The organism is Candidatus Falkowbacteria bacterium, assembly GCA_018674305.1.
Classification (GTDB): Bacteria; Patescibacteriota; Patescibacteriia; order UBA11705; family JABHMO01; genus JABMRF01.
Genome location: JABHAL010000004.1, coordinates 197415 through 216828, shown reverse-complemented (window position 1 = coordinate 216828; position 19414 = coordinate 197415). Strand labels below are relative to the sequence as shown.

The 19414-nt window shown below is 36.6% G+C and carries 22 protein-coding genes and 3 tRNA genes; 14 read left to right on the top strand and 11 right to left on the bottom strand.

Features of this window, described 5'->3' with window-relative positions; genetic code table 11:
• Nucleotides 1-63: 63 nt before the first annotated feature.
• Both tsaD and HN643_02205 read right to left on the bottom strand, forming a co-directional pair.
• The gene (gene tsaD / locus HN643_02210; protein MBT7500456.1) at nt 64-1146 is read right to left on the bottom strand and encodes a tRNA (adenosine(37)-N6)-threonylcarbamoyltransferase complex transferase subunit TsaD; all 1083 of its coding nucleotides are present in this window, start codon (nt 1144-1146) and stop codon (nt 64-66) included.
• Nucleotides 1147-1430: 284 nt separating this feature from the next.
• Nucleotides 1431-1505 (bottom strand) — tRNA-Glu (locus HN643_02205).
• Between the two features lie 188 nt (nt 1506-1693).
• Here HN643_02205 and HN643_02200 point away from each other — a divergent pair.
• The 3 genes from HN643_02200 (at nt 1694) to HN643_02190 (ending at nt 4671) form a co-directional block, all read left to right on the top strand.
• Nucleotides 1694-2164: a hypothetical protein gene (locus HN643_02200; GenBank protein ID MBT7500455.1), complete on the top strand. Its 471-nt coding sequence runs from the start codon at nt 1694-1696 to the stop codon at nt 2162-2164.
• Nucleotides 2165-2304: 140 nt separating this feature from the next.
• Nucleotides 2305-2565: a 50S ribosomal protein L32 gene (gene rpmF, locus HN643_02195; GenBank protein ID MBT7500454.1), complete on the top strand. Its 261-nt coding sequence runs from the start codon at nt 2305-2307 to the stop codon at nt 2563-2565.
• 96 nt (nt 2566-2661) lie between these two features.
• Nucleotides 2662-4671, top strand: a complete 2010-nt coding sequence (locus tag HN643_02190) for a sodium-translocating pyrophosphatase (protein ID MBT7500453.1) — start codon at nt 2662-2664, stop codon at nt 4669-4671.
• Between the two features lie 67 nt (nt 4672-4738).
• Here HN643_02190 and HN643_02185 read toward each other — a convergent pair whose 3' ends face one another.
• Both HN643_02185 and HN643_02180 read right to left on the bottom strand, forming a co-directional pair.
• Nucleotides 4739-5281 carry a hypothetical protein gene (locus tag HN643_02185; GenBank protein MBT7500452.1) on the bottom strand — a complete coding sequence of 181 codons (543 nt, stop codon included), beginning with the start codon at nt 5279-5281 and terminating at the stop codon, nt 4739-4741.
• Between the two features lie 100 nt (nt 5282-5381).
• Nucleotides 5382-5873, bottom strand: coding sequence for a hypothetical protein (locus HN643_02180; GenBank protein ID MBT7500451.1), 492 nt, complete (start codon nt 5871-5873; stop codon nt 5382-5384).
• A 197-nt stretch (nt 5874-6070) separates the two neighbouring features.
• Here HN643_02180 and tig point away from each other — a divergent pair, with 197 nt between their 5' ends.
• The 4 genes from tig (at nt 6071) to HN643_02160 (ending at nt 9668) form a co-directional block, all read left to right on the top strand.
• Nucleotides 6071-7381 carry a trigger factor gene (tig, locus tag HN643_02175; GenBank protein ID MBT7500450.1) on the top strand — a complete coding sequence of 437 codons (1311 nt, stop codon included), beginning with the start codon at nt 6071-6073 and terminating at the stop codon, nt 7379-7381.
• Nucleotides 7382-7658: 277 nt separating this feature from the next.
• On the top strand, nt 7659-8489 hold the full coding sequence (locus HN643_02170; protein ID MBT7500449.1) for a deoxyribonuclease IV: 831 nt from the start codon (nt 7659-7661) through the stop codon (nt 8487-8489).
• A 1-nt stretch (nt 8490) separates the two neighbouring features.
• Nucleotides 8491-9126, top strand: a complete 636-nt coding sequence (locus HN643_02165) for a hypothetical protein (protein ID MBT7500448.1) — start codon at nt 8491-8493, stop codon at nt 9124-9126.
• A 44-nt stretch (nt 9127-9170) separates the two neighbouring features.
• On the top strand, nt 9171-9668 hold the full coding sequence (locus HN643_02160; protein ID MBT7500447.1) for a YfcE family phosphodiesterase: 498 nt from the start codon (nt 9171-9173) through the stop codon (nt 9666-9668).
• 42 nt (nt 9669-9710) lie between these two features.
• Here HN643_02160 and HN643_02155 read toward each other — a convergent pair whose 3' ends face one another.
• The gene (locus tag HN643_02155) at nt 9711-10130 is read right to left on the bottom strand and encodes a hypothetical protein (protein MBT7500446.1); all 420 of its coding nucleotides are present in this window, start codon (nt 10128-10130) and stop codon (nt 9711-9713) included.
• 240 nt (nt 10131-10370) lie between these two features.
• Between HN643_02155 and HN643_02150 the strand changes: the two genes are divergently transcribed.
• The 4 genes from HN643_02150 to HN643_02135 all read left to right on the top strand — a co-directional run bounded on the left by HN643_02150 (nt 10371) and on the right by HN643_02135 (nt 11781).
• Entirely contained in the window at nt 10371-10976 is a 606-nt protein-coding gene (locus tag HN643_02150; protein MBT7500445.1) for a threonylcarbamoyl-AMP synthase, read from the top strand.
• A gap of 44 nt (nt 10977-11020) precedes the next feature.
• Nucleotides 11021-11161, top strand: a complete 141-nt coding sequence (locus HN643_02145; GenBank protein MBT7500444.1) for a hypothetical protein — start codon at nt 11021-11023, stop codon at nt 11159-11161.
• A gap of 119 nt (nt 11162-11280) precedes the next feature.
• Nucleotides 11281-11502, top strand: a complete 222-nt coding sequence (locus tag HN643_02140; GenBank protein ID MBT7500443.1) for a DUF167 domain-containing protein — start codon at nt 11281-11283, stop codon at nt 11500-11502.
• A 15-nt stretch (nt 11503-11517) separates the two neighbouring features.
• A complete protein-coding gene (locus HN643_02135; protein ID MBT7500442.1) occupies nt 11518-11781 on the top strand; it encodes a hypothetical protein in 264 nt (87 codons plus the stop codon).
• 83 nt (nt 11782-11864) lie between these two features.
• Here HN643_02135 and HN643_02130 read toward each other — a convergent pair whose 3' ends face one another.
• From HN643_02130 to HN643_02110, 5 genes are all read right to left on the bottom strand, one after another.
• On the bottom strand, nt 11865-12080 hold the full coding sequence (locus HN643_02130) for a hypothetical protein (protein MBT7500441.1): 216 nt from the start codon (nt 12078-12080) through the stop codon (nt 11865-11867).
• Nucleotides 12081-12297: 217 nt separating this feature from the next.
• Nucleotides 12298-12828 carry a CPBP family intramembrane metalloprotease gene (locus HN643_02125; GenBank protein MBT7500440.1) on the bottom strand — a complete coding sequence of 177 codons (531 nt, stop codon included), beginning with the start codon at nt 12826-12828 and terminating at the stop codon, nt 12298-12300.
• Between the two features lie 350 nt (nt 12829-13178).
• Nucleotides 13179-13254: transfer RNA gene (locus tag HN643_02120), tRNA-Arg, on the bottom strand.
• A gap of 322 nt (nt 13255-13576) precedes the next feature.
• Nucleotides 13577-13652 (bottom strand) — tRNA-Arg (locus HN643_02115).
• Between the two features lie 189 nt (nt 13653-13841).
• Nucleotides 13842-14705 (bottom strand): tyrosine-type recombinase/integrase, encoded by an 864-nt coding sequence (locus HN643_02110; protein ID MBT7500439.1) that lies wholly within the window; start codon nt 14703-14705, stop codon nt 13842-13844.
• 152 nt (nt 14706-14857) lie between these two features.
• Between HN643_02110 and rpsO the strand changes: the two genes are divergently transcribed.
• Nucleotides 14858-15238, top strand: coding sequence for a 30S ribosomal protein S15 (gene rpsO, locus HN643_02105; GenBank protein MBT7500438.1), 381 nt, complete (start codon nt 14858-14860; stop codon nt 15236-15238).
• Nucleotides 15239-15364: 126 nt separating this feature from the next.
• The gene (locus HN643_02100; GenBank protein ID MBT7500437.1) at nt 15365-17515 is read left to right on the top strand and encodes a polyribonucleotide nucleotidyltransferase; all 2151 of its coding nucleotides are present in this window, start codon (nt 15365-15367) and stop codon (nt 17513-17515) included.
• A gap of 73 nt (nt 17516-17588) precedes the next feature.
• Here the strand turns inward: HN643_02100 and HN643_02095 are convergent, their stop codons facing one another.
• On the bottom strand, nt 17589-17870 hold the full coding sequence (locus HN643_02095; GenBank protein ID MBT7500436.1) for a hypothetical protein: 282 nt from the start codon (nt 17868-17870) through the stop codon (nt 17589-17591).
• 257 nt (nt 17871-18127) lie between these two features.
• Between HN643_02095 and HN643_02090 the strand changes: the two genes are divergently transcribed.
• Complete coding sequence (locus tag HN643_02090; GenBank protein MBT7500435.1) at nt 18128-19387, top strand: 4Fe-4S binding protein; 1260 nt, start codon at nt 18128-18130, stop codon at nt 19385-19387.
• Nucleotides 19388-19414 lie beyond the last annotated feature (27 nt).

Below are 19414 nucleotides of genomic sequence, written 5' to 3'. Positions count from 1 at the left end.
CCGCGAATAGTCATCAAAAATTATATTCGCATATTTGCATCATTCGCATAAGGTATATTCGTATTAGACTAACTCCCACTGTGGATCTGCTCTTAAATTGAACGGTTCCACAAAATCCTTATTTTGAATATGATAATAAGCTGCCATTCCAATCATAACAGCATTATCTCCGGTTAATTTTAGCTCTGGAATCAGTAAACTTAAGTTCTGTTTTGTGGCGGCGTAAGACAAAGTTTCGCGAAGCGCAGAATTAGCACTTACGCCGCCACCGAGAATAACCATTTTAGCATTATACTTCTTGGCAGCTTTTAATGTCTTAGTTACTAAAACTTCAACTACTGCATCCTGGAATTCTTTGGCAACTTCAGCTCTAGAATTAGCAGATTTGTCTTTTAAATCACGCCAAGCATACAAAACCGCAGTTTTTAATCCTGAAAAACTCATATCAAAGTTTGGGGAATCTAACATTGGCCTTGGCAGTTTTATTCCTTGCTCTTTAACCTTTGCCCCTTGCCCCTTCTCTGCCATAGCAGAGATTGCCGGTCCACCTGGATAACCAAGGCCTAAAATTTTTGCTACCTTATCAAACGCTTCACCAGCTGCATCGTCTCGAGTCTCCCCTATTAATTTATATTTTAAATAATCTTCAACTAAAATAATTTGAGTATGTCCACCGGAAACAACTAAGCCAACCGCAGGAAACTTTAGTTGATTGGGTTTATTGAGTTGACGACTGTGCTGTTTTTTTTCTTTTTTGCTTTCTTTCTTTCTTGCCCCTAAAATCGACAAAAGGTGGCCTTCGATATGATTAACTTTAACTAAGGGTTTATTGTGGGCATAAGCCAAAGTTTTGGCGGTCTCCACTCCAACCATTAAAGAACTAATTAAGCCCGGTCCAGCAGTCACCGCGATGTAATCAATTTTCGGCCAAGTGACCTTGGCCTTTTTAATAGCCAAATCAACTATTGGTAATATTTTTTCAACATGTAGACGGGCAGCTACTTCTGGTACAATTCCGCCATATTTGGCGTGAACTTTTTCTTGAGAAGAAACTACATTTGAGAGTACATTAAAATTACCTCTGTTTACCTCAACAACAGAAGCCGCAGTTTCATCACAGCTTGTTTCAATGGCAAGAATCTTCATATTTATAGTTCACTATACATTATATGTTATAATTCTTCAATAAACAAAAAAGAACCTACCTCTAGATTCTTTTTTGGTGACCCCACCTGTCCGCAATGCTACGCATAGCGTTGCAGGCGGGCGGGGAATCTCACTCGCCTCTTCGTGTGCTCTTGGAAAGGCTTCTGCCCCTCCATCTCCCCCATAAAGTAAGGGAAGCCTTCCCTTACCATCCCTAGTTCGATTCCCCAAGTTACAAGAATATTTAGCAATCAAAAAACGATTATCTTTCGATATTCGTTTTTTGGTGACCCCACGGGGAATCGAACCCCGATTTTCAGGATGAAAACCTGATGTCCTAACCGTTAGACGATGGGGCCCCGAACCATTCACTCTGCTCAGGTTCAAGGTAAACCCCATCGCCTAGCAAAATAATTGAAATAATTGTGCCTAAATAATAGCAAATTAATACCAAGAGGTCAAGCAGTAAAAAAGCAAATACCCCACATTATTGACAATGCCATCTTGTCATGCTATAATCATCCATAGTCAACGAATGGAGGAGTTCATGAAAAGTGGAAAGACACAAAGCCAAAGGTATAGAGAGTTCAACGACAGATCAATGAAACAGTTTGTAGATAATTGCCAGAAGATGCTAAATCCCGATGTACCTGATATAGAAAGTCAAGGTAAAACAAATGTCACTAGTCAACAAAGGGAGAGTTTCGTGATTGAACAAAGACAAACTACTTCACTAGAAGAAGCAGTACTAATTCATTCACAAGGAATAAATGAGTTTTGTGAAACTGGAGCAAGGGCTGCTATTAAAAAAAACAACCGCTGGGCAATTGTCTTCCTCGTTTTATCAATCCTCAATATCCCAGTCTGGATCATGGCTTACAACGCCTTTGATCATGACCCCGCTCTTTTCCTTCCGGGATTAACACTTGAGCTCACCTTTGTCGTATGCACGGCGCTTTTTATCAAATTTTCCAAGGATTGGAAAAACTACCTCAAAAATAATTTTCCTCAACGTTGAATACCACAAAAGCGGAATTTGTTCAATATCAAATTCTGCTTTTTAATTTTAAACACAGGACTTGATTTATTTTCCAAAATAAGCTACTATTTCTACACATTGACTCTAAACTTTTAACATTATAACTTTTAACTAATTTTATGTCAGTACCAAAACACAGAAAAACTCATTCCAAAACTCGCATGGGCAGATCCCATGACGCTCTTAAAGTTGCCCAACCTGCACTTTGTCCGGAATGTAAAGCTCCAATAAAAGCTCATCGAGCTTGTCCTGCCTGTGGCCACTATAAAGGTAAGCAAGTTTTACGTAACAAGGCCGATGTAAAAATAAAACGTGACGCTAAACGCAAGAAGCAAGAACAAAAGGACAAAGATAAAATGGCAAAACTTAAAAACAAATAAAAGAAGCAAGACAAGTAAAACAAGCAAGACAAGTCCAGAGATTCAACACAACTAACTGGTCTTGCTAGTCTCGCTAGTCTCGCTAGTACCACTTTTATGAATCTACCAATTATTTTCGCCTTGGTTACTTCAATCATTGCAATTCTTTACGGAGTTGTGTTGATTAGAGTAATTCTTAAAAAAGGCGCTGGCAATGACAAAATGCAAGAAATTGCCAAAGCGATTCAACAAGGAGCTAAAGCTTATTTGAATCGTCAATACAAAACAATTGCTATTATCGGAGTGATTGTTTTTATTTTACTTTTAATCTTCCTCGACTGGAAAACCGCCGTTGGCTTTTTGGTAGGTGCTGTTTTATCAGGACTAGCTGGTTACATAGGTATGAACATTTCAGTTCGATCTAATGTAAGAACTGCTGAGGCTGCTAGAGACGGTATTAGCAAAGCTATGAATGTTGCTGTCCAGGGAGGAACGGTAACTGGTCTGCTTGTTGTTGGACTTGGTTTGTTCGGTGTAGCTGGCTATTATGCTATAACCAAAGATGTTCATGCTCTACTTGGCTTGGGCTTTGGTGGAAGTTTAATTTCAATTTTTGCTAGACTGGGTGGTGGTATTTTTACAAAGGCTGCTGATGTCGGAGCTGACTTGGTTGGTAAAGTTGAAGCTGGTATTCCAGAAGACGACCCAAGAAACCCAGCTGTAATCGCTGACAATGTTGGTGACAATGTTGGTGACTGTGCTGGTATGGCAGCTGACCTTTTTGAAACTTACGCTGTAACTGCTGTAGCCGCAATGTTTTTAGGATCATTACTTTTCACTGGTTATGATAATGCTATTTTATATCCACTAGTTTTAGGTGGTATCTCTATTGTTGCTTCAATTATCGGAACTTGGTTTATTAAATTAAAATCCAAGAAAAATATAATGGGAGCCTTGTACAAAGGCCTAATCGCCGCCGGTGTTTTAGCAGCTATTGGTTTTTACCCCGCAACTAAATGGCTAATGGATGGAAATGGTGAATATTCAGTCAATAGTCTATTTTTCGCTTCATTAATCGGATTAGCAGTTACTGCTGGCCTTATTGTCATTACTGAGTATTATACTTCTACAAAATACAAACCTGTAAAAGAAATTGCTGATGCTAGCAAAACTGGACACGGTACAAATATTATTGCAGGCTTAGCAGTTTCAATGAAATCAACCGGTTGGCCGATAATTATAATCTGTGCGGGCATTCTTGGTGCATTTCATTTTGCAGGCCTATACGGTATTGCAATCGCAGCTATGAGCATGCTTTCAATGAGTGGTATAATTGTCGCTATTGATTCTTATGGCCCGATTACAGATAATGCTGGCGGGATTGCAGAGATGGCAGAGATGCCAAAAGAAGTTCGTGATATAACTGACCCCCTAGACGCAGTTGGTAATACAACCAAAGCTGTAACCAAAGGCTATGCAATCGGCTCAGCTGCCCTAGCTGCCTTGGTTTTATTCGCAGACTACACTCATGCTCTATCAATAGAAACTGGGAAAACATTCATTTTTAGCTTGAGCTCACCAGAAGTTCTAGTCGGCCTATTTCTGGGTGGTCTTTTACCATATTTATTTGGAGCTTTATCAATGCAAGCTGTGGGCAAAACTGCTGGCAAAGTTGTAAGTGAAGTCCGCCGACAGTTCAAACAAATCCCTGGCATTATGGAAGGCACCGCAAAACCTGATTATGCTCGTTGTGTAGACATCGTAACTAAAGCTGCTATTAAACAAATGATTATTCCAGCCTTAATCCCAATTGTAGTTCCAATTGCTGTAGGTATATTTCTTGGGCCATTAGCTCTTGGTGGTTTACTAGTCGGTAGTATTGTAACAGGTTTATTTGTTGCTGTTTCTATGACCACTGGTGGTGGAGCTTGGGATAATGCGAAAAAGTATATTGAAGACGGTCATCACGGTGGTAAAGGATCTGATGCTCACAAAGCAGCTGTAACTGGAGATACTGTTGGCGATCCATACAAGGACACTGCTGGACCAGCCATTAATCCAATGATTAAAATTTTGAATATTGTGGCCCTTCTAATGATTGGCGTTCTATCAAAATTCTGGATGTAAAAAAAAGATTACCAAAAAGTACAATAAAAAAGCGAGGAATGCGTTCCTCGCTTTTTGGTTATTTGCATTATCGTTTAACAGGAAGAATTGCGTAGGCCAACACCGCCGCTACTATAGCCCCAATGAAAACTTTAGCCACCCACATTTGCCACGAAAATCCGCCCGCAGTCATGTAGGCTACTCCAAGTTGAACCAACATATAGAAAAAAAGTATTTGCACGAACAAAATCGCCCTATTCGAAACACTTGCAACATTTTCCAATAGTCTTTGTTCTTTTTCAGTAAGACCCCTTTCATGGTGACAAAGTGGACACTGAATATTATTAGACTTCAATTTTTTCAATTGGTTGAACTCTATCTTGATCTTGACTGTGCGATTGCAAGCATTACAATGATATCGAAAAACACGAACTATTCTTAACTGATCTTTCAGATCACGAATATCACCTGGTAAGATGGGCTGCTCATAGCCACACTGTGAGCATTGAACTTTGTCATCTACTGGTAGACAGTCCACATCAATTTGAATTTTACAGCGTGAATTTTGATGACACCCAGTACAGAAATATATCAATAGGTGGTCAACTTTTTTCAAAGATCTATCTATCATCTTAACCTCCGTCAATTAACTAACTATAACTTACCCTTATTGGGTACAAATTGTCAATAAAAAAACTCCCTGATCCAATTTGGACCAGGGAGTATACGTTTTATTCTTCTGTCTTTTTTGGAGAATGCTGTACCGGATCTCGCTGAACCAACTTCAAGCTCTGCTTCAACGAAAGCCAGAAAATGAAGATCAATCCAATCTCCCGAAAACCAAATGTTTTCTGCCCAGTCTCTCCAGAAAAAGAACTCGCGAACCAAAGTCCAGCAGCAATTGTAACCAAAAAAGGAATATGTAGTAAAATACTAATCAGCCAACTCCTCTTTCTAGAAACAGAGGCTCTGTTTTCGGATACTGCTACAGCCGGCCCAAGCTTTGGCTTAATTCTTACAGTTTCTGCCTTACGGCTCATTCGCAGAATATACTTCTGTGTCTCGTCCAAGAGTTCAAAGTCCTCATAACACCCTGTGCAAACAACACCAGTGCAAAGAATTTTATCTCTATTAACTCGGACTCTTATATTCATTTTCTTATTACAACTCGGGCATACAACCGGACAACCGATCTCATGTACATAGCTGTTATGTTCGCTCATGACAACTCCTTTGTGTTTTTAATGGACATCGTATTATATACCAATTTTACAAATTTGTCAATATTGACAAATTTGGGGTTGATTTATATTTAATTTAATGATATCATATCCAAACTGTAAATAAATGATTACTGATTGTACTGATATACTGATAATATGTATTATCTGTATACTAATCTGTACATCTGTAACCTTCTATGAAAATTGAGAAGAAAGAATTACCTAAATGTCAGCTTGAACTAATTATTGAACTATCAACCGAAGAATTACAGCCTTATCTAGAAGAAGCTGCTGTAGAAATCTCAAAAAATAAAAAAATCCAAGGTTTTCGCCCCGGCAAAGCTCCTCTTAATATTGTTATCCAGAACGCCGGAGAAATGTTTGTTTACCAGACAGCAGGAAATTTTGCCGTTGAGGGAACCATTTACAAAGCCCTTGATCAAGAAAAGCTAGAAATTGTCGATCAACCAAAAATTGAAGTTCAAAAACTAGCTCCAGGCAACCCCTTTATATACAAAGCTACTGTAGACCTTGTTCCTAATATTGAAGTTTGTGATTTCGATAGCATAAAAGTAAAGCCATCCAAAGAAGTGAAAATTGAACAAAAAGATATCGATAAAGTAATGGAAGATTTAAGAAAGATGAGAGCAAAGGATTCTCTACAAGATAAAACTACTGAAAAAGGAGATAAAGTTGAATTAAACTTCGACACCTTTGTTGACAATGTTCCAATCGATGGAGGGCAAGCAAAAAAACATCAACTAGTAATTGGTGAAGGTCGGATGATTCCAGGCTTTGAAGATAATCTGATAGGAATGAAAGCCGATGAAGAAAAAGAATTTAAATTAAACTTTCCTAAAAAATATCACGCTCAAAACCTAGCAGGAAAAGAAGCTACATTCAAAATTAAAATCACTGGAGTTTTCAAGGTTGAATTGCCGAAGGTTGATGATGAATTTGGGAAAAGTATGGGATTGAAGGATTTGGCCAGTCTAAAAAGTAATGTTGAATCTAATTTAAAACAAGAAAAAGAAACCAAAGAAAAACAACGTGTTGAATTAGAGCTTTTAGAAAAATTAATTACAGCTAGTAAATTCGATGACTTGCCAGATGTATTAATTGATCAAGAAACACACAAAATGCTTCATGAAATGAAAGACAATGTCGCACGTCAAGGAATGAATTTTGATGATTACTTAAAACATATGAAGAAATCTGAAGCTGATCTACGACTTGATTTCACACCCGACGCAATTAAACGAGTTAAAACTGGACTTTTGATTAGAGCCATTGCTAAACAAGAAAATATCCAAGCTAACGAAAAAGACCTTCACGAAGAGCTTGAACGTACTTTAGCAAGTTATAAACTTAATCCTGCTTATGCAGATAAGCTTGATCAACTAGAAAAAGAAATTCGATCAGAAAATGCTAAACAATATTTTTCTAATGTAATTATAAACCGAAATACCCTGGAAATGTTAAAGGCTAAAATAGTGAACAGAGATTAGGAATTAGAGATTAGTCTATTGAAATATTTCAAAAAATAGTCCTTTTGGGCTATTTTTGTTATACTTAATTAGTTAATAACGTTAATTATTATAAGCGATCACGAGACTCCGGATCAAGTCCGGAGTGACATTTGAGAGATATTGTGTCGAACCGCCCCAGGTCGTCATTCCGGACTTGATCCGGAATCTCAACGCGCCTAGATTGTTCGATACATATCGAATACTTTAGATCAACTATTGTAATATCTTTAACAATAAACTCTATCAAATAAATATTATGAAATTCGGAGTACACGTCTCAATAGCTGGCGGTATACAAAACGCACCAATTAATGCTCACAAAAAAGGATGTGAGGTTTTTCAGTTTTTCTCACGAAGTCCACGTGGAGGTAAACCAACTTATACAAAAGAAACAATCGAGAAATTCAAATCTAATTGTGAAAAATTTGGCTTTACGGAGTACTATATTCACACTCCATACTACATTAACTTAGCTTCTTCAAATGACCGAATTCGTCACGGTTCAATCACTGCAATTCGCGATGAACTTGAAGTTGGATCAAGGTTAGGCGCCAAATATGTAATGACCCACCTCGGAAGTGCTAAAGATTACTCAGAATCAAAAGCTCAACAACTTGTGATCAAGGGTATTAAAGAAATTTTAAAAAGTTACAAAGGCACTACTATTCTACTTTTAGAAAACTCGGCTGGTTCTGGCCAAATTATTGGTGATGAGATAGATGAATTAGGCAAAATCATGAAAGGTGTGAGTTCAAATAAAGTTGGAATCTGTTATGACACCTGCCACGGCTTTGCATCTGGTTATGATATTCGAACTAAGCTTGCCTTAAATAAAACTCTTAAAGAATTTGACAAATATATTGGATTAGATAAGCTTAAATTGTTCCACTTTAATGATTCAAAAACTGAGCTAGGATCAAAACGAGATCGGCACGAAAACATTGGCAAAGGTTTTATTGGAAAAACAGCATTTGACCTCATCATCAACCACCCCAAACTTAAAAAGGTTGATGCCGTACTAGAAACACATGATGTTGTTGAAGACAATATACCAAGCTTGAATTTATTGAAAAAATTAAGGAAATAATATGACTTTTGATAAACCACAACCTAAAAAAGAAACTCTCACTGAACTTCACAAGAAAAGATTTAAAGGCACAGAAGAGTATAATGATCTGTATAATGAAGAAGTTGTTCGTAGAATAGTCCTTGAAGGAACAGATGAAGAACGTGAAAATCTAAGACAGTTTCATAAGATTTCGCCTGAAAGATTTGAATTGTTTTTACACTATGAACGGCTTCGTCATCAAACTGTTCAACAATGCTTCGAGGAGGCTGAAAAAAGAAAACAAACTAACCCAGAATTTACAGACATTGAAAAACAAATCGCTGATAATAAAACACCAAATCAGATTGAGGGCGTTTACCTTGAATATATTGAACCACAGGTTCGACAAGCTGTAATTACTTTATCAAACAAGGGTTACATTTCTTTTGAATCAGGTTTTGGTGGTGATAATAGACAAATCATTGGTTTTAATTCTGAACAATTGTCAAATTACAAACCCTCAGACGAATTAATAACCTGGTTAGAAAGCAAAAAGGCAGAAATAAAAATCGAACCAAACTCAATAACATTTTCTTCTGATGAAAAACTTACTTTGGATGAACTCAAGGAAATTTGGGATAGGATTGTAGCAGACGTACCGGAACGAAAAAAATAATTTCTATTCTTTCCTTCATCTTTAATTGATCTTGTAAAACCAATATGAAAATAGCTATCTGCTCAGATTCCCACGACAATCTAGTAAACATTTCCAGATTTTTACATTATTGTAATGATCAAGAAATTGAAACCATAATTCATTGCGGTGACTGGTGCGCACCAAGTGTTTTGGAATTTTTTCGAGAAAATTTTAAGGGTAAAATATACGGAGTATATGGGAACGTTCATGCTGATGATGAAACTATGCAAAAGTTTGCAACAAAACATGATATAATACTAAAAGATGATGAACTTGAAATAGAGGTTAAGGAAATGAAAATGGCAGTCACCCATTATCCTGAAAAAGCTATCGAGCTAGCCAAAACTCAAAAATACGATATTGTTTTTTACGGTCACAATCACAAGCCCTGGATGGATAAAGTTGAAGGAAAATTTATTGTTAATCCAGGAACCCTTGCTGGAATGTTTCAAAAAGCAACTTTTGCAGTTTATGATTATGAAAAGAAAACTTTAGATTTAAAACTTGTCGAACAAATATAAAAAAAATCCCGCCCAACAAGTTTGTTGAACGGGACATGTTTCTCAGAATGGCCAAGGTGCGCAAATCGGATGGCTGGTGTTGTTCACAACTACACCACCACCGCCATTGGGCTGTCTCACCCACCAACGAGAACCGACTCTCAAACAAGAATTTTCAGATAAGATTTTATTTCGTGTTTCCATAATCTTATCCAAAACACTGGAGCAATTTAAGACCTTAAACTCATCACTCTTGGCCGGCCGACAATTGGTTTCAGCCGCTGCTTCGAAGTTATTTGCAACATGACTGAGTTGAGCTGAGACTTCAGCGCTTTTGAAAAAGTAAGCAGCTGCCACCAAAAAAATCAAAGCAGCGATTCCAGAAGTCCAGTTAATCCCTTCACCACCATGACTCATAATCACAGTGGCTACCAACACCAGCACTCCCAAGACACAAACAAAAAAAGCAAATCCTTCAAACATGATGGCCTCCATTGTTAAATTAATCTTATAATTATAGCACACTTTTTAACTTTTGTCAATACTTGCAAGATCTTCTTAAAAATAGATTTTATCATCTCGTAATATCTTGCTTGCCATGTACTTAACGCTTCAAGTCCCTGTACTACTTGCTACGCATGAGTACAGGACAGGCGTTATAGTTCATAGTATGTTATCTTGTCACGAAGTGACCACTTTGTGGTAAATCTAGTAATCCCAAATATGCTTATAGAAATAAACAACCAAACCCCAGAATACCCAAAAATTAAACAAGCAGTTGATATTTTAAAAAACTGTGGCGTTATTGTATATCCAACTGATACTATCTATGGTTTCGGTTGTAATATTTTTTGTAAAGAAGCAGTAGAACGCATTTATAAAATAAAAAAGAAAAAAGCTACAGGCTTTAGTTTTATTTGCCCAGACTTAACTGATATTTCTAAATACGCAATTGTTTCAGACTATGCTTACCGAATTATGAAACGACTTTTACCAGGTCCCTATACTTTCATTTTTAAAGCTACAAAAATGGTTCCTAAAGATTTAATCCCAAATAAAAAAACAGTCGCCATTCGAATCCCTGATAATGCTGTTTGTTTAGATATCATAAAGAACCTTGGTCACCCAATTGTAACAACCAGTGTTAACCTAGTTCATGCTCCTCACTTTTCTGATCCTTTAGATATTGAAAAACACTTTGGTGATCAGGTTGACTTAATTATTGATGCAGGCATTTTAGAGAATGCTCCTTCAAGCGTCATTGATTTAACCGGCGATGAACCAATCGTTATTAGAAAAGGTAAAGGCGATGTGAGTTTGTTTGAATAAAATAAGATACGAAGTACGAACAATAAACCAATGGAGGCCTTCAAATGGAATTTTTAATTGGCGGAGCTATCTGTTTCTTTATGGGTTTTGTGCTTGGCACTTTAGTTGACCGCTCACAAACTGACACCAATCAAAGCTTTAGTCATGTTCGAAACAAGATCGACGATCCAATGGAATTTTATTGAGTTGTTTCCTGTTAACCAATCGCAGAAGTCTGGACATTGTTCCGACTTCTTTTTTTTACAACAATCATATATAATATGAATGATGCAAATCATATACATTAATATATTAGTATTATCCTATGCAAATCAATATCAAAATCACTACCAAAGCGTCCCGCAATGAAGTTATTGAAATCAAAAGAAAATTTCTTCACGTTTTAACAACGGCAGTTCCAGAAAAAGGCAAAGCTAACAAAGCTTTAGTTGACCTTTTGAGTAACCATTATAAGATACCCAAATCTAGCATTAAAATAATCAAGGGACTAAGTAACAAAAACAAAGTTGTTGATCTAGATATCTAACAATGAGGTGGAAAAATGCCGATCATCGCTCTTTTGGCAACTGTTCTTTTAGGTCTAGGTGCAATCATCTGGACTGCTCTTATTCTACGCTATAAATTTGCTGATAAATTCACTAACATCGATCAATTTTTTGCCATATGCTGTTTTGCCTGTTGTATCTCAGGCTGGGTAATTGGAGTTTGTTCTGACGTTGCGCATCCCCTTTTTACAATAGCCGCCACAGTAATGATTATCCCAACTATCCTTATTGGAAGAAAAGAAAAATGGATCTTCTGGTAGCAAACTACCAAAATTAACCGCCACTCGCGGTTTTTTTATTTTAAAATAAAAAACCACCCTTACGAAGAGTGGTTTGATTCTTTTCAGACTAACTGGGGAAACATGTACATATCATTCTGTCTATGAAGTGCTCCGATAGAGCACAGTTCTTCAAGTAAGCCCTTGATTGTCTGACGAGTATCAACTTGCAGTGATGCACGATTTTTTGAAAACTCCTGAATAAGCGTCTGCGCAGTAAATACTTCCATTCGTCTCATTAATTCAAACAAGTCATTACGATTCTTTTTGATCGTCTCCACTTTTCCCCCTTAACAACATATCTAATTGTAATAATAGTCTATCATGTGGATTGAATTTTGCAATATACATGCATTTGACCAAATATTTTACGACGCATTTTATACTCTAATTTTATTATGCATTTGATATTTTGCATTAGATATTTGTATAAGATTGTTCCACGTGGAACATTTCTCAAAATAAAAAGGGGCAATCATTGACTACCCCCTTGTTATTTCATCCTGAAACGTAGCACAAGCCTGCAAGTGTACAAAATATTATGAGATTATATGCAAAATGGAAAAGTGTACTAAAGAACAATGCCCTGGAAAATTTCTTATCCTTTCCTCCGGACAAAATAAATACCAATGACATCAACATTCCAAGCACACCCTGAGTAAATATGTGCCTAAATCCTCCGTGAGCATATCCAAACACCACACTTGCAATCATTAAAACAACGAGTTGAGCAACAAATAAGTGCTTTTTGGTACGAAAACTGAAACATATGACTAAAAGAAAAACTGGAAAGAATCTGAATATTATTTCTTCAAACAAGGCAGAAAATAATACCAAAACTGGCGCGAATTTAGTATCAAAAATTGCATACCTATTTGGACTAACTGCTTCAACGTCTTGAACCAGAACGCCAAGATGGCCAAATATTGCTATCACTATAGAGAAAAGGACAGCTACACCAAGTAGTCTCGCCAACATTCCGACGATTTGATCCTGGTCATATTCTTTGTAAATGAGCCTGTTAATCATTATTTCCCTCCACATTATATATTAACTGCTAAATATAACAAACAAATTAGGATTTGTCAAGATTAATCGCATTTGCATACACTAGTGTGGACAAACACAGCCAATAAGCCCACTTTTCAACAGGTTATACACATTAATATACATTTTTTGTGAATTCATGAACATTTATACAAACTCGATCAATTCATTATGAATTTTATGTTCTAGAATCTAAATATTTACAATAATTCAATCATATAAGTTATCAGAAATATCAACTACATTACCTAAATACTCATATTCATACAAAAAAATTGACTTTCAATATCAACATATCAACTAAATATGTCACTATAAAAAATCAACTTTTATGGTGTCCCGACCAGGACTTGAACCTGGGTCCCATCCTTAGGAGGGATGTGTTCTATCCAGCTGAACTATCGGGACATGCTAAATGTTCCACGTGGAACATTCATAAGCAAACATTTAATACCAAATACACAATATCAAATAAAATTAAGCAACAAAATGTGTCGTAAAATATTTAAGCATCGACAAAAAACTAAATAATAGGCGTTGCATTACCTATTATCTGTGTCGAACAACTACGTTTTTTCCTCGTTTTTTTTGTTGCTTTTTTCGAGCAACTTTTTTTGCTTTATTCATAGTGAAAATTCGGATCCCACGGATATAACGCGGATCTTGCGGATTAATAAATAGTTAAATGGCTGCGCCATTCGCAGCCTTGAGCCTGTCGAAGGGCAAAGAATGGTGCGCCAGGAAGGAATCGAACCTTCGGCCTTCACCTTAGAAGGGTGTTGCTCTATCCACTGAGCTACTGGCGCCAATTTCATGTGAAGATTATAACAAATAGTGTTAAAATGTCAAATCATTCAGTAATTTTAGTAAAAAAGACGCCGTTAAATAACTATGTTATTCAACGGCGGGCGGTAAACTCTGGAGATGTCATGAGGAACTCCTGTCAAAATTAGAGTATACATTGCGGAATTTAAGTATAACACAATAACCACAATTTACAAATTCAAGAAACCATCCGACGTTGTACCAAGTTTATTTTTAATGGACTGGAAACCAAGGCCTTTCTTCACCAAATTAGTTGCATAAGTACTACGTAAAATTTGAGGTGTGACTTTTTTTTCAAGACCTGCGACCTTTCCATATTTTAGAACGATACGCTCCAAGCTTCTTGCTGAGATCGGTTTTTGTTTTCGTTTTGATTTAGCTCTATCGTGGCCAACAAACAAATAGGGAAGTGTTCCTCCTCTACTTTTTAAATATTTAGATACCCAATAAACACTTTGATTAGACAGGTCTATCACACGTTCATTTTTCCTTCCTTTTGCAACTATCACTTGCTGTTTTTTGAAGTCGACATCTTTAATTACCAAGTCTGCGACTTCAGAAACCTTCGCGCCAGTGCAAAACATAATCTCCAAAACAGCCCTATCTCTATGGGAAATGAGAGCATCTTGACGTATTTGTTGTGGTGCTTCTAAAAATTTTCCTATTTCGTCTTTTTTTAACGATGATACCTTTACTGATTTTACTTTATGCAAATGAACCTGTTTAGATCCTATTGTTAGAACATTTTTTTTATATAAAAATTTCAGAAATTCTCTTAGTGCAATCAAGTGATAGTTCTGAGTAGTCTCCTTAAGATTAATTTTTTTTATTGGATTTTTAATTCTCTTTAAATATGTTTTATACTTCTTGATTAAATCTTTATTAATGTCTTCTGGAGATGAAATGTTTTTTTCTTTAAGCCAAACTGAAAATCTACGCAAATAAAAGTCATAGTTACGCACTGTACGTAGTGTTCTTTTTCGCTTTTCTAGATTACCTAGAAACTCAGTAATTAATTGATCGATGTTAACCATATCTTAATTACATTTTACGACACCAGAAGATTTTATGCAAGCCTTGCCAAATATTTATTTATGTGATAGTATAATTACAGCAATAAATGACTCTGTGGCAGTTGTTAAGCTTATTCATAGAATACTCGACGCTGCTGTGGAATTCGCAAAATATGTTAAATCAAAGAAAAAAGCAACAGATCATCACCAAGTTCAAGACGCATGACACTGACACAGGTTCCTCTGAAGTGCAAATCGCTATTTTGTCTGAAGAAATTAAAGAATTGACAAAGCATTTGCAACAACACAAACACGACCACTCCTCAAGACGTGGTTTACTGAAAAAAGTAGGGGAAAGAAGAAGACTTTTGCGTTATCTAGAAATTGAAAACGATGCTAGCTACCATAAGTTAATCAAGGAGCTTGGACTAAAGCCAAGTCGCCGATCAATTCGTGAAGCTGAAATCAAAAGAGTTCTAGAAGAAGAAGAAGCAGCTGAAGATGATTTAGAAAAGACAGAAACAACCGAAACCAAAGACAATAAGAACAACTAATTATAGTTTGCGGCCCTAGGTTTACCAAGGGCCGCATTTACTTTATTAAATAACTTGTTGATCATTAGATACGAAGATTTCCAACAAATAATGGAGATCTAAAATCTGATGATCAACCACAAATCTATGAACAAAGTTCAAACTTTTGAAACTGAGTTCGCCGGAAAAAAACTAATTGTTACAACCGGTGACTTAGCACTTCAAGCAAATGGAAGCTGTCGCGTTCAGTACGGCGACACAGTTATCCTGGCCACTGCGGTCATGAATAGTGAAACTAATGAAGGGGCTAACTATTTCCCTTTGATGGTTGAATATTCTGAAAAAATGTATGCAGCCGGTCGAATCAAAGGTTCTCGTTTTATCAAAAGAGAAACCAGACCAAGTGATGAAGCCGTTTTGGCAGGTCGAATGATTGATCGCGGGCTAAGACCACTATTTGATCAATCAATTCGTCGAACAATCCAAGTCATCACGAGTGTTTTAGCTATTGATGAAAAAAATGACCCAGACGTGGTTGCTATCATCGCTAGCTCAATTGCCCTGCACATTTCTGACATTCCAATGAAACAACCAATTGCGGGTGTTAGAGTTGGCCAAGTCGATAATGAATGGGTAATTAATCCGACTTACGAAGAAAGAGAAAAATCTGCAATCGATTTAACTCTGTCTGTAACTGCAGATAAAGTAGTTATGGTTGAATCAAACGCTAATGATGTTGATGAAAAAACTTATTTTGAAGCTTTTGAAGTTGGCCTAACACATGGGAAAAAAATAGTTGAATTTATTGAAGACATTCGAAAAAAGGTTGGAAAAGAAAAAACAGAAATTCCAATAGTAGATGCTGATCTAGAGGATTTAGATGAAAACCAAAAAATGAGTTTAGATGAATTAGAGAAACTACAAGAAGAATGCAAAAAAATCGCAGCCAAGGAACTTGAAAAATATCTATTTAACATTCCCAAGGGAAGTAAAGGCGAAAGAAAGAAAACTCTACATAAAGTTAAGGATCTTTTGGAAGAATATCTATTAGAAAAACAAGTTGGAAAAGAAAGACGTAAAAAGGTCACTGGTTTTTTTGATAAGTTTGTCGATGAAGAAATCACCAAAGCTTTGATTGAGCGAGAACAACGTGTTGACGGCCGAAAACTAACTGAAATTCGCGAGTTGAGTGGCCAAGTAGGCTTGGTGCCAAGAGTTCACGGAACAGGCTTATTTAACCGTGGAGAAACTCAGGTTTTATCAGTGGTTACACTAGGATCACCTGGCGACGAACAAGTCATTGACGAAATGGAAACAGTTGGTAAAAAAAGGTACTTACACCACTATAACTTTCCACCATTTTCTGTTGGCGAAGCCTCTTTCATGAGAGGCGCCAGTCGAAGAGATATTGGCCATGGTGCTTTAGCTGAAAAAGCCATCCAACCAATGTTACCATCAAAAGAAGATTTCCCATATACAATCCGAGTTGTTTCTGAAGTTCTTGGTTCAAATGGTTCAAGCTCAATGGGAGCAACCTGTGGGTCAACCTTAGCTTTAATGGATGCTGGTGTACCACTTAAGAAACCGGTAGCTGGAATTGCCATGGGATTAGCTTCTTCTGATAAATACAAAGAAGTTAAAATCATTACTGATATCCAAGACTTAGAAGACGGTGATGGAGGAATGGATTTCAAAATGACCGGCACTTATGATGGACTAACTGCTATTCAAATGGATACCAAGACCAATGGTATAACTCTAGAAATAATTAAAAATGCTTTGTCTCAAGGAAGACAAGCATTAAACGAAATTTTAGATGTAATTACTAAGGTACTTCCAGAACCAAGAAATGATTTAGCTGAACTTGCTCCAAGAATTGAAACAATAAAAATTCATCCAGATAAAATTCGTATGGTCATTGGCCCTGGCGGAAAGGTGATTAACAAAATCATCGAAGAAACTGGTGTACAAATTGACATCGAAGAAGATGGTAGTGTATTTGTTACTTCCGTTGGCGCAGAAGGCATGAGAAAAGCCAGAGAAATGATTGAAGCGCTTGTTCAGGAAGCAGAACTTAACAAAATATATACTGGAAAAGTAATCAAGATCATGGACTTTGGTGCTTTCATTGAAATATTTCCTGGCACTGAAGGTATGTGCCATATCTCTGAAATTACAAACAAAGAAAGAGTTGCTGATGTGAATAAATACTTGAAAGAAGGACAGGAAGTTCAAGTAAAAGTAATTAAGATTGATTCAGCCAGTGGTAAAATTGGGTTGTCAATCAAGCAAATATAAATTACGTAGTCAATTGATAAAAAGAAAAAGAGCGCTCACTTGCGAGTGCTCTTTTTTGTTGAACTTTGTTTGATTACGACAACCACCAACCCAGCCGGTAAGCATGGTCTTTGCCAACGAACCAGTTATCACCGGAATGAACCAGTTGCACCCGAATATTCTTATCGGAAATAATAGCATTACAACTATCGCACTGTGCGCCGGGAGATTTCCAGGCGAGCGGATTCTGCAAAATGGAAAGCTGAGAATTGCAATGTCCGCAGTAAAAACGCGCGTGCGGAACTTCCGGCTCATCCGTCTTACGAATCAACCAGCACGCCAAAACGCGAAGCCATCTTTGAAAGTAGTATTTCATCTCTTACTCCCTCTTAATTGTTATTGGAAAATTAATTCAAATCAGAACAATTTACTATATCATACAAAAATCTAAATGTCAATCCCTAGGTCTATTTTGTTTAATTTTAGAAAAATATTATTTACAAGCTTCTAAAAATCCTCTACAATGCGTTTATGTGGATTAAGTATCAAGTATTATGGAATATGGAGTATGATTATGAGTTATACCGAAGTAATTACTAATTACAATTTACTAGTTACCAATTACCAACAACTATGGGTCACATCACACCAAGAAAATATTTGCAACTACAAAAACGTCTAGACATGAGTGCTCAAGGTGCGCCAGAATCTGAGGCTTTATTTAACATTTTAAAAATATTATTTACTGAAGAAGAAGCAGGAAAAACAGCTCTCCTTCCGATTAAACCGTTTACAGTTAAAACCGCGGCCAAGCGTTGGAAAACTTCTGAAGCTGAAACTCAAAAAACCTTGAACGATTTGGCTGATAAAGGTATTTTATTTGACTTAGATGATGGAAAAGTTCAACGTTACGTCATGGCACCAACTATGGCTGGATTTTTTGAATTTTCTTTAATGAGGACAGACGGAAAATTCAATCGTAAAGTCTTATCAGAACTTTATTATCAATACATCAACGAAGAAGATGATTTTGTGGCACGAACCATGAACCAAAACCCAGCAATGGCTCGAACTTTTGTACATGAAAAATCCATAGCTCCACAGTCAGAAATTTTGAGCTATGAAAGAGCCACCGAGGTTATTAAAACTTCTACAGCTTGTGCCGTCGGAACTTGCTACTGTCGACACAAAATGGAGCATGTCGGTAAAGCCTGCGACCAACCACAAGATGTTTGTTTAACATTTAATAGTGCGGCCAAAACTTTAACTAAACATGGCATTGCTAAAAAAATTTCTAAACCCGAAGCTCATAAAATACTGCAAAGATGTATTGATCACGGTTTAGTACAAATTGGCGACAATACACAAAAGGGGGTTGGCTGGATTTGTAATTGTTGTGGCTGTTGTTGTGAGGCCATACTAGCTTATAAAGAACTAGGTTTTTATGACAAGCTAAGTAGTAGCTTTATGGCCATTATCAATTCTAAACAATGTACTGGCTGTGGTATTTGCGTAAAAAAATGTCCCGTTGATGCTATCAAATTAAAAAACAAGAAAGCAATTGTTGACAAAAAGGTTTGCCTGGGTTGTGGAGTTTGTCATCGCTTTTGTGCCGTTAAAGCAATTGAAATCAAACGGAGAGACAAAACTGCTTTTGTTCCTGAAGATACTTTTGAACGTTGTGTTTTGAATGCTATTGAAAAAGGCAAACTACGAAATTATATCTTTGATAATTACAGTTTATGGACAAATGAAATGTTGCGTAATTTAGTTGGCGTCATTTTTACTCTGAGTCCTGCTAAATTCCTTTTGGCCAACGAACAGCTGCAATCCCGATTTCTTAAAGTTCTACGAAAAGCTCGAAAACTAAAGATTTTTGAAAAACTACAATAAAACAATACAAAAATCCAGTTAATAATC